This is a genomic window from Bacillus cereus group sp. MYBKT14-1, assembly GCF_051915185.1.
Taxonomy (GTDB): Bacteria; Bacillota; Bacilli; order Bacillales; family Bacillaceae_G; genus Bacillus_A; species Bacillus_A cereus.
Genome location: NZ_JBQAEF010000001.1, coordinates 843,274 through 857,548 on the forward strand (window position 1 = coordinate 843,274; position 14,275 = coordinate 857,548).

Genomic DNA, 14,275 nt, shown 5'->3' on the forward strand with positions numbered 1-14,275 from the left:
AATAATAGTGGGAAAAAATAATATTTTCGCAATTCAAAAAATAAGTTATGATAAGGATATACCAAGTATATTTGGAGGTGAAAATATGGCGAATGTAGTAGAGCCTACCTTAACAGAGGATTTAGTACAAACGTTGCGTAAAGAGTGTATTGTTATGATAGCAACGACAGATTTCGAAAAACAAGTTCCTAACGTAAGTGCTATTTCTTGGGTGTATGCAGTGAGTGAAACTAGTATTCGATTTGCAGTAGATCAACGTTCACGTATTGTGGAAAATATACGTCATAATACAGGTGTGGTATTGACTATAATGGCGAATGAATCCGTATTTTCTATAAGTGGTGCAGGTGAAATTTTGACAGATAGAATGGAAGGTATTTCTCTAAAATTAACTGTAATAGAAGTAAAGGTGCAAGAAGTGCGTGATGTTATGTTTTATGGAGCGAAACTTGCAATTGAACCAACATATGAAAAAACATATGATCTTCGGGCAGCGAAAAAGCTGGATAACGAAGTGTTAGTAGGGATAAGAGAATTATAAAGATGCTAAATAAGAAATTCGTTTATTCACTTTTGTAGTCGGTTATTGTGATTTAACGTTAATAATTATAATAAAAAGTAATATATTGAATAGAAATGAATAAAGAATAAATAAAAGGTTTAATGACTATGATTTTCGATTCTACCTCGTTTACACGGTACATATAATTATAACAATGGTTCGTCCATATTTTATGGATGAAACCCTTGTTCTACAAATTTAAAAGTGGAGTCAGGGGGTAACAGGTTGGATAAAATTTATGTGTTAGATACGAATGTACTTTTGCAGGATCCTTTATCTATTTTTTCATTTGAAACCAATGAAGTAGTGATTCCAGCAGTTGTATTAGAAGAGGTTGATTCGAAAAAACGTTATATGGATGAAGTAGGAAGAAACGCTCGTTATGTATCTAAGTTAATAGATAAGTTTCGTGAAATAGGAAAGCTGCATGAAAGTATCCCGCTAGAAAACGGCGGAACATTTCGTATTGAATTGAACCATCGTTCATTTGTGCAACTACAAGATATTTTTGTAGAAAAAACAAATGATAATCGAATTTTAGCTGTAGCAAAAAATCTATCTTTAGAAGAACAGGAAAAAGAGGACGGGAAGTCTGTTATTTTAGTAAGTAAAGATGTACTCGTAAGGGTAAAAGCTGATGCAATTGGTTTGAAGGCTGAAGATTATTTAAGTGATCGCGTAATTGAAGTAGAAAATATATATTCTGGTTTTTTAGAAGGATATATATCAAAAGAACAATTGGATTATTTTTATGAGAAAGGTGAATTGCCTCTATCTGAAATTGCGAATCATCCTTTTTACCCAAATCAATTTGTAGTAATGAAAGATGCATTAGGGGGCTCTAGTTCTGCGCTTGGCATTGTGGATCACTTAGGGAAGAAGGTAAAGAAACTTATTTTTCACAATGAACAAGTGTGGGGGATACGACCACGAAACGTGCAGCAAATTATGGGATTAGAATTGTTGCTTCGTGAAGATATTCCGCTTGTAACGTTAACGGGGAAAGCCGGCACAGGAAAAACGTTACTTGCGTTAGCTTCGGGACTTATGCAAACAGAAGACTTAGGGTTATATAAAAAATTACTTGTGGCAAGACCAATTGTTCCAGTCGGAAAAGATATCGGTTATTTACCAGGAGAAAAAGAAGAAAAATTAAGACCATGGATGCAGCCAATTTTTGATAACCTAGAGTATTTATTTAATACGAAAAAGCCAGGAGAGTTAGATGCTATTTTAGCTGGAATGGGTTCGATTGAAGTAGAAGCCCTTACTTATATACGCGGGAGAAGTATTCCAGATCAGTTCATTATCATTGACGAAGCACAAAATTTAACAAAGCATGAAGTGAAGACGATATTAACTAGGGTAGGGGAAAAGAGTAAGATTGTATTGATGGGAGATCCTCAGCAAATTGATCACCCATATTTAGATGAATATAATAATGGCTTAACGTATGTTGTAGAGAAGTTTAAAGAACAGCGTATTAGTGGTCATGTGAAGTTTGTTAAAGGGGAGCGATCTAATTTAGCTCAACTAGCAGCAGATTTATTGTAAAAAAGGAGTGAGCTTAAGCTCACTCCTTTTCTTTAAATAATTGTAAATTTACGGATGTTACGGATTGGATTTTGTTGATTAGATCCATCGTTGAAATAGAGATGAACAGGCCCGTCTTCTTTTAATGGTTTTCCTTCTTTTGAAAAGCCTAGTATAGCATTTTTGACAGTTTCTAATGGAAGTGTCATTGTATGATCTACCGTTTCAATTTCAACTTGCGTAGCGTCCTCTAAAATTTCAGCGTTAGCAAGGAATGGATGAAATGGTATACCAAATGTTCCAGTAATCAGCTGTTCTTTTTTATATTTCTTCACACTTTGTTGTATTGGAGGAAAAGCGGCACCATCACGGATTTCGCGATCCCAATGTTCTGAAGTGTTTTTTAAATAAGTTTCTAGTTCAGACGTGTTTTCTCTAGTTTCATCAAAGTAAGTTGTCAAATCTACTTTTCGATCATCAAAGATCCAAACAGTTGGATCAATAGTGATTGGAAAACGTACTTTTCCGTTAATAAATAAAATTTCGCTCATTGTTGTTCCCCCATTTGTGTTATACTCCCACTTTTCAGTATAATAGTATTAGACACTGTTGTCACAAAAAATGTTTCTATTGCAATTTATTAAAACTATCGCTAATATTAATAGATAGGATAGAGGAGAGTAGGACGGAAACGGAGGGAATCAATTTGGCGTCTGAGACAGTAGCAAATCATCAGGAAAAGGCACTAGCCCTTCTACAAGCGGATGCAGAGAAGATTTTAAGACTTATTAAGGTGCAAATGGACCATCTTACAATGCCGCAATGTCCATTATATGAAGAAGTGTTAGACACACAAATGTTTGGACTATCCCGCGAGGTCGATTTTGCAGTTCGCCTTGGTCTTATTGCAGAAGAACAAGGGAAAGCAATGTTAGGTGAGCTCGAACGTGAGTTATCTGCACTTCATGAAGCATTTACAAACAAACAACAATAACGGGTTCAAATAAGGGGGCTCAAACTAAATTAGTTTGAGCTTTTTATTTGTATAATAAAGCAGGAAGAATGAATGTACATATGGAATACAACAATAATTAAATTGAAACAGAAAGAGGAAATGAAATGAAAAAAGTATGGAAATCAATGGATTATTCATTGTTACTTCCTCTTGTTATCTTATGTGTGCTGGGGGTAATAATGGTATATAGTTCTAGTTCCATTGTTGCGATTTCGCGATTTGATAAACCAGCAAATTTCTTTTTTAAAAGACAATTAATTACTTTAGTTGTTGGGACAATAGTATTAATAATTATTGCTACTATCCCATATAAAGTTTGGAGAAAACGAATTTTTTTGTTGGGGAGTTACGGTGCTAGTGTTGCTTTATTAGCTGCAGCTGCCTTTTTCACTAAGTCAGTAAACGGTGCAAACGGATGGATATTTGGAATACAGCCTGCGGAATTTGTAAAGATAACGGTTATCCTCATATTAGCTCATTTTTTTGCGAAAAGACAAGAAACGAATACACCTGTTTTCAAAGGGTCAGGTCCAGTACTCATTGGTGTAGGTATAATCATGTTTTTAATATTAAAGCAAAATGATTTAGGTACTGATTTGTTAATTGCAGGAACAGTAGGAATTATGTTCCTTTGTTCGGGAGTACAGGTTAACTTATGGATTAAACGAATTGCTTTAACTTCTATAGTATGGATTCCGGCACTATATCTTCTTGGCAATTATGCATTAAATCCATATCAAAAGGCACGTTTTTCTGTTTTCCTTGATCCGTTTAATGATCCTCAAAAGGATGGATTCCAATTGGTGAATTCATTTATTGGAATTGCTTCTGGAGGGCTTAATGGTAGGGGATTAGGAAATAGTGTGCAAAAGTATGGTTATTTACCAGAACCACAAACGGATTTTATTATGGCAATTATATCGGAAGAACTTGGTTTTATAGGCGTAGCAATCATTTTGATTTGTTTATTGCTTATAATTATTCGATCATTTAGAGTCGCACAAAAGTGTACAGATCCATTTGGAAGTTTAATAGCTATCGGAATTGCAAGCTTGTTTGGAGTTCAAACGTTTATTAATGTTGGTGGTATGTCTGGAGTAATACCACTTACCGGAGTACCATTACCGTTTGTCAGTTACGGTGGTAGTTCTTTATTAGCTAATCTACTTGCGATGGGGATACTACTCAATATTGCTAGTCACGTGAAACGACAAGAGAAACAACAGAATGGATTAATGAAAGAAAAAGAACAAAATGGACCACATCTTGTAGTTGTAAAATAAAAACACATTGTGCTTTAGAGCATGATGTGTTTTTATTTTTAAGTAGTTTTAAATGTGATGTATTAATATATCTTTCGGTTAAACAATATATCACATTCGGTTTAATGTGATATACAATTAAGTTGTTAGAAAAGGAAGAGGTATGCTATACTATTTTTGTGAAACAAATTGCACAGAAAACTTATCATTTGTTAAAAAATAAGGTATGATGGATAAAAATAAAGTGAAGCTTTCTAAGTATAATATAATGTGGAAAGTGAAGAACTTCACGCTTTTTAAGGTGTGTATATATTTTATCTCTAGAGTGGTAGGAAAGTAGAGGGGGAAAATCATGACAAAGCTGCAACGTATTCAAAAAGTATTGGTAGCTAACCGTGGAGAGATTGCAATTCGTGTGTTTCGAGCGTGTTCGGAACTTGGATTAAAAACAGTTGCAATCTATTCTAAAGAGGATAGTGGTTCTTATCATCGCTATAAAGCTGATGAGTCCTATTTAGTTGGGGAAGGAAAAAAACCAATTGATGCTTATCTAGATATTGAAGGCATTATTGAGATTGCAAAAAGTAATCATGTAGATGCAATCCACCCTGGATATGGTTTCTTGTCAGAAAATATTCAATTCGCTAAACGTTGTGAAGAAGAAGGAATTATCTTTATCGGTCCGAAAAGTAAGCATTTAGATATGTTTGGAGATAAAGTGAAAGCAAGAACACAAGCGCAGCTAGCACAAATTCCAGTTATACCTGGTAGTGATGGTCCAGTAAATTCATTAGAAGAAGTCGAAAAATTTGCTGAAAAGTATGATTACCCGATTATTATTAAAGCATCCCTTGGGGGTGGCGGTCGTGGTATGCGTATTGTGCGTACTAGTGAGGAATTAGGAGAATCATATAATCGAGCGAAATCAGAAGCGAAAGCAGCCTTTGGTAATGATGAAGTTTACGTCGAAAAATTCGTTGAAAAACCTAAACATATAGAAGTACAAATTTTAGCAGATGAAGAAGGCAATGTTGTTCATTTATACGAGCGTGACTGTTCTGTACAACGTCGTCATCAAAAAGTTGTAGAAATTGCACCGAGTGTATCACTTTCAGATGATCTGCGTCAGCGTATTTGTGATGCTGCTGTGAAGTTAACGAAAAATGTAAATTATTTAAATGCAGGAACAGTAGAATTCCTTGTAAAAGATGATGAGTTTTACTTTATTGAAGTAAATCCACGTGTTCAAGTAGAACATACGATTACAGAAATGATTACGGGAGTAGATATTGTTCAATCACAAATTTTAATAGCTGATGGACATTCATTACATAGCAAAATGGTAGGTGTTCCGAAGCAAGAGGAAGTAGTTGTACATGGATTTGCAATTCAATCTCGTGTAACAACTGAAGATCCGCTAAATAATTTTATGCCAGATACAGGAAAAATTATGGCATATCGATCAGGCGGTGGTTTTGGTGTACGTCTTGATACAGGAAATAGCTTCCAAGGTGCAGTTATTACACCGTACTACGATTCTTTACTTGTAAAAGTTACAACTTGGGCACTTACTTTTGAGCAAGCTGCTGCAAAAATGGAACGTAACTTAAAAGAATTCCGTATTCGTGGTATTAAAACAAATATTCCATTCCTAGAGAATGTAGTAAAACATAAAAACTTCTTATCAGGAGAATATGATACTTCATTTATCGATGCGTCACCTGAATTGTTCTTGTTCCCGAAACGTAAAGACCGTGGAACGAAAATGTTAAATTACATTGGTACAGTAACAGTAAATGGTTTCCCAGGAGTAGGTAAAAAAGAAAAACCAATATTCCCAGATGCTCGTATTCCATGTTTAAAACATTCAGAGCCAATCCAAAATGGAACGAAACAAATTTTGGACGAGCGTGGAGCGGACGGATTAGTAAAATGGGTACAGGATCAAAAACGTGTACTTTTAACGGATACAACATTCCGTGATGCACACCAGTCATTACTTGCAACTCGTATTCGTACAAAAGATTTACATCAAATTGCGGAGCCAACAGCGAGAATGTTACCGAACCTATTCTCAGCGGAAATGTGGGGCGGTGCAACATTTGACGTTGCGTATCGTTTCTTAAAAGAAGATCCATGGGAACGATTACTAGATCTTCGTGAAAAAATGCCGAACGTGTTATTCCAAATGTTACTTCGTTCTTCAAACGCAGTTGGATACAAAAACTATCCAGATAATTTAATTCAAAAATTTGTGGAATGTTCTGCTCAAGCAGGCATTGATGTATTTCGTATTTTTGATAGCTTAAACTGGGTGGAAGGCATGAGAGTTGCAATTGACGCTGTACGAGACACTGGTAAAATTGCAGAAGCAACAATGTGCTACACAGGGGATATTCATGATCCACTGCGTAGTAAATATGATTTAAATTACTATAAAAATTTAGCAAAAGAGTTAGAAGCATCAGGAGCTCACATTTTAGGTATTAAAGATATGGCGGGCTTACTAAAACCAAATGCAGCATATGATTTAGTTTCTGCATTAAAAGAGACAGTGTCGATTCCAATTCATCTGCACACGCACGATACGAGTGGAAATGGTATATTAACGTATACGAAGGCAATTGAAGCGGGTGTTGATATCGTCGATGTAGCAGTGAGTTCTATGGCTGGTCAAACGTCACAACCAAGTGCGAACACGCTATACTATGCGTTAGGTGGAAACGAAAGACAACCAGATGTTAATATAGATTCTTTAGAAAAACTATCTCATTATTGGGAAGATGTACGCAAATACTATGCACCGTTTGAAAGTGGTATGAATGCGCCTCATACAGAGGTGTATATGCATGAAATGCCGGGTGGGCAGTATAGTAATCTTCAGCAACAAGCGAAGGCGGTTGGTTTAGGAGATCGCTTCGATGAAGTGAAAGTAATGTACCGCCGTGTGAATGACATGTTTGGAGATATTGTAAAAGTAACGCCATCATCAAAAGTTGTTGGGGATATGGCATTATTTATGGTTCAGAACCATCTGACAGAACAAGATGTTTTAGAGCGTGGACATGCGATGGACTTCCCAGGGTCTGTTGTTGAAATGTTCTCTGGTGATTTAGGTCAACCGTACGGTGGTTTCCCGAAAGAATTACAAAAGATTATTTTAAAAGGGAAAGAGCCGTTAACAGTAAGACCAGGTGAATTACTAGAGCCAGTAGATTTCGAAGCATTAAAAGAAGAATTATTCCATAAACTCGGACGCGAAGTAACGATTTTTGATGTAGTTGCATATGCTTTATATCCAAAAGTATTTATGGATTATGAAAAAGTTGCTGAGCTTTATGGAAATGTATCTGTACTTGATACACCGACGTTCTTCTATGGTATGAGACTAGGTGAAGAAATTGATGTAGAAATTGAACAGGGTAAAACATTGATGGTTAAACTAGTATCAATTGGAGAACCTCAGCCGGATGGAAATCGTGTCCTTTACTTGGAATTTAACGGTCAACCACGTGAAATTATCGTGAAAGACGAGAGTGTAAAAGCAACAGTTGCACAACGTGTGAAAGGAAACCGTGAGAATCCAAATCATATTAGTGCAACGATGCCAGGAACGGTAATTAAAGTAGTTGTAAAAGAAGGCGATGAAGTGAAAAAAGGCGATTCTATGGCAATTACAGAAGCGATGAAAATGGAAACGACAGTTCAAGCGCCGTTCAATGGTAAAGTGAAGAAAGTATATGTTAACGATGGTGATGCGATTCAAACGGGTGATTTACTTATTGAATTAGATCACTAAAATAAAAAAAGGGCTGTGTAAATACAGCTCTTTTTTTATTGCAAAAAAATCCCTTGCCGAATTGGCAAGGGATTTTAGTTTTATATTATTTTGTTTGTTTAGAAGTTGATTCAGCTTCTTTTGCATTCACTTTACTTCTTGTTCCTAACATAACTAAATAGCATAGTACGGCAAACAAGCAAGAAATAAATAGAGAATGTAACAATGCCATTGCTAAACTAGCGTTTGTAAATACAACTAAAACTCCTACTACAGCTTGAAGTGTAACAAGGATAAATGAAATGATCCATCCCCAATATACGACAGGTTGCTGTTTGTAATGGCGAATAGCGAGAATCATCGCGTATAGTATCCAAGCGAAAATTAACATCGCTGCAACTCTATGGCCCATTTGAACCCATTCATGTAGTTGAGTTGGCATAGGTCTGTTTTTGCTACATAAAGGAAAGTCTGGACAGGCTAAGCTAGCTCGTTCGTGACGTACTAAAGCGCCTGTGTAGACGACGATATAACTGTAAATTGTTACACCATAGATATGGAATTTCATTTTTTTGTCCATAATAAGTGAACGTGCATCAAACTTTTGGTCAATTTCAAAGATAAGACACGTTAATAAAATGACAGAAGCAAATGAAATTAAGGAAATACCAAAATGAATAGCAAGTACAGCTGGCATTTGTCCCCAAACAACTGCTGCTGCTCCCATTAATGCTTGTGCAACTAAAAATACGAAGGATAAAATTGCTAACGTTTTTGTTTCACGCACATGTTTATAATATTTCCAGGACAAAATACAAAGGAGAGTGACAAGAATTCCAGCTGATCCTGATGTTAATCGGTGGCTAAGTTCAATAATAGTTTCCATTGATAAATTAGATGGAACAAATTCACCGTTACAAAGTGGCCATGATTTACCACAACCTTGACCAGAACCTGTTTTTGTAACTAAAGCGCCTCCTAATAAAACTATTAATAAATCAAGGCTTGTAATGACTGCTAACCATTTAATAAAGCGTTGCAATCTCTTTCACCATCTTTCTGCTATGAAGTTATTGCGAAATATTTTCATTCCATTATGTATAGAATAAAACGCGCTAGTTCCTATGATATATAAAAAATAATAAAATAGCAAAGAAATGGAGGAGGAAGGAAATGGGGAGAAAATAGGTGTAAAAACAGGGTTCTTAAGGAAAATTTTAGGTGAAAAATAGGCTATTTTGAAAAGAAATGGGGAGAATACGTGTTAAATAGGACAAAATAGTTTATTATAGAAGGTAACATCATGTTATGATAAGGACAAGTCAGAATGAAGTTTTTTATATTCGACACAAAAAGTTCATGTTTTCTTCACAAAATGTTCGGGAAATATGATTTAATATATTGGAGTATGAGCGTAGATTAGTAGTAGAATGGGTTAACAATGTTTCTACTGTAATAATATTGCTATATAGAAGCGAATTATTTCATTTGAAATATGCGCAAAAAGAAAGATGAAAGTTTTAAGAGGGGGTTAGAGTGATGAACCATGCAACAAGTGAGCTGCATGATGAGTCCGCTGTTACAAGTGTACCGGAAACAACTCGGTTACAAGATTTAAAAGCACTCGTTAAAATGGGGATTGTAAACTCAAATACACTTACTGTATTTACAGGATTTTGGTTGGCATTACACTTTAATGGATTAAGTGTAATGGACAATCTGGATAAGTTATTCTTTACAATCGTTGGTTCTGGATTAGTTATGGCAGGGGTATGTTGTTTAAACAACTACATTGATCGAGACATCGATCCATTAATGGAAAGAACAAAGACCCGTCCAACGGTTACTGGAAAGTATAAACCAGGATTTGCACTTACATTTGGACTAGTCATATTACTTCTTGGTTTTGTATTTTTATTATTAACAACACCAATGGCAGTCTTAATGGGATTTATTGGTGCTTTCACATATGTTGTTCTATATAGTTTATGGACAAAGAGAAAGTATACACTAAATACTGTTGTAGGTAGTATATCTGGTGCAGTTCCTCCTTTAATTGGATGGGCAGCAATTGATCCATCTTTAGGCCATCCAATTGCTTGGATGTTATTTTTAATTATGTTTATTTGGCAAATCCCACATTTCCTTGCATTAGCAATGAAACGTGTTGATGAATATCGAAATGCAGGAATTCCAATGCTTCCTGTAGTTCATGGATTTGAAATTACGAAACGCCAAATTATGATTTGGACAGTATGTTTATTACCACTACCATTTTATATGAGTGGACTAGGGATAACATTTATGGTAATTGCAACACTGCTTAACATCGGATGGATCGTTTTAGGATTTTATGGCTTCCGTAAGAAAGATGACATCAAATGGTCCGTGCAAATGTTTGTTTATTCCCTAAATTATTTAACAATCTTATTTGTATCAATGATTGTAGTTACATTCTTCTAAGACAACGACATAATTGGATTTCTTTACGTTGAGATTTACTTTACTTAACTATAAAGTACAATCTAATTCACAAGGAAAGTGGGGGTTGTTTGTATGAAGAAACAGTGGCGACTGCTTTCGTTCGTTTCACTGCTGGCTTTACTGTTAGGGGGATGCGGTAAAGCCTTTCAATCTACTTTAATTCCGCAAGGAGAAGTAGCAAAAATGCAATATGATTTACTTCTACTGGCGAGTGCAATCATGGTAGGAGTAGTACTAGTAGTTACTATTATTTTCTTATATGTAATTGTGCGTTTCCGACAAAAGAAAGGTCAGGAAGATTATATTCCAGAGCAAGTTGAAGGGAATCACAAGCTAGAAATTATATGGACAGTTATTCCGATTATTCTTTTACTAATCTTAGCTGTTCCAACAGTTACATATACATTCAAACTTGCTGATGTAAGTGCGATGGAGAAAAAGAATATTGATAAAGATACTATCGTTGTTGATGTAACAGCGAATCTTTATTGGTGGGAATTTTCTTATAAATCAGAAAAGATAGTAACTTCGCAAGATTTGGTCATCCCCACAGGTAAGAAAGTGTATTTAAATTTGAAGGGTGCCGATATTAAACACTCATTTTGGGTTCCATCTTTAGCAGGGAAAATGGATACAAATACAGACAATGTGAACAAAATGTGGTTAAAGGCAGATAAATCGGGCACTTATAATGGTTTTTGTACAGAATTTTGCGGCCCATCACATTCTTTAATGCAATTTAAAGTGAAAGCTTTAGATGAAAGCGAGTACAAAAAGTGGCTTGCTGATATGAAGAAGATTGATGGGAAGAAAGAAGTAGCTTCAACAAAGGCGCAAGAGGGCCAAGAAATATTTAATAAAAGCTGTATTGGTTGTCATGCAGTTGGATCTAATGATAGTAGACCACCTTCCGCTCGTATCGCACCAAACTTAGCCAACTTTGCGGATCGCGATATGGTTGCCGGTATTGCCGAAAACAATGAAGAAAACTTAAAAAAATGGCTGAAAGATCCTGAAAATATGAAGCCAGGAAACAAAATGACTGGCAAATATGGCAACTTAACGGATGATCAAATTGATGCATTAAATGCATACTTACAAACGTTAAAAGTTGAAAAGTAAAGAGGGATTATTCGCGAAGGGGAGGTTGAAAACGTGAGTTCTGTAGCAAAAAAACAGGGGATGGGTGCTGTCATATGGGATTATTTAACGACAGTAGACCATAAAAAGATTGCCATTCTCTATTTAATTGCAGGTGGATTGTTTTTTGTAATAGGCGGAATAGAAGCTCTATTTATTCGCCTTCAATTAGCGATTCCTAACAACGCTTTTCTTGTTGGGGATGCTTATAATCAAGTATTAACGATGCACGGTACAACAATGATTTTCCTCGCAGCTATGCCACTCGTGTTTGCATTTATGAACGCCGCTGTACCACTTCAAATTGGTGCACGTGATGTAGCGTTCCCGTTTTTGAATTCACTCGGATTTTGGTTATTTTTCTTTGGTGGAGTATTTTTAAATTTAAGTTGGTTTTTAGGTGGAGCACCTGATGCAGGATGGACATCTTATGCATCTTTAGCTTTAGCCTCTAAAGGTCATGGTGTTGATTTCTATGTACTCGGCTTGCAAATCTCAGGTATTGGTACATTAATTGGAGGTATTAACTTCCTTGTAACCATTATTAATATGCGGGCGCCAGGAATGACGTACATGCGTATGCCGATGTTTACATGGACGACATTTGTAACATCTTCGCTTATATTATTCGCTTTTCCGCCGTTAACTGTAGGATTAGGACTTTTAATGTTAGATCGTTTATTTGGAACAAGTTTCTTTAATCCGGCATTGGGCGGGAATACAATTATATGGGAGCATTTATTCTGGATTTTCGGTCATCCAGAAGTATACATTCTTATACTCCCAGCTTTCGGAATATTCTCAGAAATCTTCGCGACATTTTCGAAAAAACGATTGTTTGGTTATTCATCGATGGTGTTTGCGACTGTATTAATTGGATTTTTAGGATTTATGGTATGGGCGCACCATATGTTTACTGTTGGACTTGGTCCAGTTGCTAATGCTATTTTCTCGGTCGCAACAATGGCGATTGCGGTTCCAACTGGTATCAAAATATTCAACTGGCTCTTTACAATGTGGGGCGGAAGTATTCGTTTTACGACACCAATGATGTGGGCAGTAGCTTTCATTCCATCATTCGTAATGGGTGGAGTTACAGGGGTTATGCTAGCATCTGCACCAGCTGATTATCAATTTCATGATAACTATTTCGTAGTAGCGCATTTTCATTATGTAATCGTTGGCGGTGTTGTATTTGGTTTACTTGCAGGAGCTCATTATTATTGGCCACTGATGTTTAATAAAGTATTAAATGAAACATTAGGAAAGATAACGTTCTGGCTATTCTTTATCGGCTTCCATTTAACGTTCTTTATTCAGCATTTCCTTGGCTTGATTGGTATGCCACGCCGTTACTACACATATCTTGAAGGGCAAGGGTTGGAAATGGGGAATATGATTAGTTCCATCGGAGCGGTGTTTATGGCTCTTGGAACGATTGTTCTTCTATTCAATGTAATTAAAACGACAGTATCAAAAGAAAAAGCTGGTCGTGATCCGTGGGATGCACGTACATTAGAATGGACAATGCCAGCACCGACACCAGAATATAACTTTAAACAATTACCATTTGTTCGCGGATTAGATCCGTTTTGGATTGAAAAACGTGAAGGTAATAAAGAGATGACAGCAGCGGAACCAGTTGGTGATATTCATATGCCAAATCCTTCGTTTTCACCATTTGTCATTTCTTTCGGATTGTTTATAGCGGCATTTGGTGCGATGTATATGCAGGGCGGAAAAGATAAGTTCTGGTTATTAGTAGCAATTATTGGTTTAATCATTACATTTGGCGCAATGTTCCTACGTTCAGTAATTGATGATCATGGGTATCATATTCATAAAGAAGATTTAGAGGATAAGGGGGGCAAGGCATAATGCATGTAGATGAAAAATTAACGAATGAAACATTTCCAGCAGAGCCTGAAAAAGCAACCCTTGAAGGGAAAAATAAGTTTGTCGGTTTTTGGTTATTTCTTGGAGGCGAAACAGTGTTGTTCGCTTCCTTATTCGGAACATATTTAGCGTTAAAGAATTCTACAAATGGTGGACCAACATCTCAAGAGATGTTCCAAATGCCACTCGTTTTCATTATGACGATGCTTTTATTAACGAGTAGCTTAACGAGTGTATATGCGATGTATCACATGAAAAACTTTAACTTTAAGAAAATGCAGCTTTGGTTACTAGTAACAGTATTGCTAGGTTTAGGGTTTTTAGGGTTTGAGATATATGAGTTTTATCATTATACACATGAATTTAAGCATACTATGAGAAGTAGTGCGTTTGGCTCTGCGTTTTATGCTCTTGTTGGTACACATGGACTCCACGTATTGTTTGGGTTATGTTGGATTCTAACATTAATCTTTAGAAATGCGAAGAGAGGTCTAAATTTATACAATGCACCGAAGTTTTATGTTGCATCGATTTATTGGCACTTTATTGACGTAGTTTGGGTGTTTATTTTCACTGTAGTATATTTAATGGGAATGGTGGGATAA

The 14,275-nt window shown here is 36.0% G+C and carries 11 protein-coding genes; 9 read left to right on the forward strand and 2 right to left on the reverse strand.

Annotated features, from left to right (window positions below):
- The first annotated feature begins 85 nt into the window (after nucleotides 1–85).
- Nucleotides 86–541, forward strand: a complete 456-nt coding sequence (locus ACTFO4_RS04665; protein ID WP_000024593.1) for a pyridoxamine 5'-phosphate oxidase family protein — start codon at nucleotides 86–88, stop codon at nucleotides 539–541.
- Nucleotides 542–787: 246 nt separating this feature from the next.
- Nucleotides 788–2,116, forward strand: coding sequence for a PhoH family protein (locus ACTFO4_RS04670; RefSeq protein ID WP_000358083.1), 1,329 nt, complete (start codon nucleotides 788–790; stop codon nucleotides 2,114–2,116).
- Nucleotides 2,117–2,148: 32 nt separating this feature from the next.
- Here ACTFO4_RS04670 and ACTFO4_RS04675 read toward each other — a convergent pair whose 3' ends face one another.
- A complete protein-coding gene (locus tag ACTFO4_RS04675; RefSeq protein ID WP_001289809.1) occupies nucleotides 2,149–2,646 on the reverse strand; it encodes a hypothetical protein in 498 nt (165 codons plus the stop codon).
- Between the two features lie 155 nt (nucleotides 2,647–2,801).
- On the opposite strand from ACTFO4_RS04675, the gene ACTFO4_RS04680 reads away from it, so the two are divergent.
- The 3 genes from ACTFO4_RS04680 to pyc all read left to right on the forward strand — a co-directional run bounded on the left by ACTFO4_RS04680 (nucleotide 2,802) and on the right by pyc (nucleotide 8,171).
- Nucleotides 2,802–3,089: a YlaN family protein gene (locus tag ACTFO4_RS04680; RefSeq protein ID WP_000135694.1), complete on the forward strand. Its 288-nt coding sequence runs from the start codon at nucleotides 2,802–2,804 to the stop codon at nucleotides 3,087–3,089.
- Nucleotides 3,090–3,214: 125 nt separating this feature from the next.
- Nucleotides 3,215–4,393 (forward strand): FtsW/RodA/SpoVE family cell cycle protein, encoded by a 1,179-nt coding sequence (locus tag ACTFO4_RS04685; RefSeq protein WP_000758402.1) that lies wholly within the window; start codon nucleotides 3,215–3,217, stop codon nucleotides 4,391–4,393.
- Nucleotides 4,394–4,724: 331 nt separating this feature from the next.
- A complete protein-coding gene (gene pyc, locus ACTFO4_RS04690) occupies nucleotides 4,725–8,171 on the forward strand; it encodes a pyruvate carboxylase (protein WP_000164087.1) in 3,447 nt (1,148 codons plus the stop codon).
- Nucleotides 8,172–8,256: 85 nt separating this feature from the next.
- On the opposite strand, the gene ctaA is transcribed toward pyc, so the two are convergent.
- The gene (gene ctaA, locus ACTFO4_RS04695; RefSeq protein WP_001188744.1) at nucleotides 8,257–9,192 is read right to left on the reverse strand and encodes a heme A synthase; all 936 of its coding nucleotides are present in this window, start codon (nucleotides 9,190–9,192) and stop codon (nucleotides 8,257–8,259) included.
- A gap of 497 nt (nucleotides 9,193–9,689) precedes the next feature.
- On the opposite strand from ctaA, the gene ctaB reads away from it, so the two are divergent.
- The 4 genes from ctaB to ctaE all read left to right on the forward strand — a co-directional run bounded on the left by ctaB (nucleotide 9,690) and on the right by ctaE (nucleotide 14,275).
- Nucleotides 9,690–10,613 (forward strand): protoheme IX farnesyltransferase, encoded by a 924-nt coding sequence (ctaB, locus tag ACTFO4_RS04700; protein ID WP_001015058.1) that lies wholly within the window; start codon nucleotides 9,690–9,692, stop codon nucleotides 10,611–10,613.
- 93 nt (nucleotides 10,614–10,706) lie between these two features.
- Nucleotides 10,707–11,756, forward strand: a complete 1,050-nt coding sequence (gene coxB, locus ACTFO4_RS04705) for a cytochrome c oxidase subunit II (RefSeq protein ID WP_000745268.1) — start codon at nucleotides 10,707–10,709, stop codon at nucleotides 11,754–11,756.
- A 60-nt stretch (nucleotides 11,757–11,816) separates the two neighbouring features.
- Nucleotides 11,817–13,652 carry a cytochrome c oxidase subunit I gene (gene ctaD / locus ACTFO4_RS04710; RefSeq protein WP_153579316.1) on the forward strand — a complete coding sequence of 612 codons (1,836 nt, stop codon included), beginning with the start codon at nucleotides 11,817–11,819 and terminating at the stop codon, nucleotides 13,650–13,652.
- Nucleotides 13,652–14,275 carry a cytochrome c oxidase subunit III gene (ctaE, locus tag ACTFO4_RS04715; RefSeq protein WP_000557861.1) on the forward strand — a complete coding sequence of 208 codons (624 nt, stop codon included), beginning with the start codon at nucleotides 13,652–13,654 and terminating at the stop codon, nucleotides 14,273–14,275. Before ctaD ends, ctaE begins: the two co-directional genes overlap by 1 nt.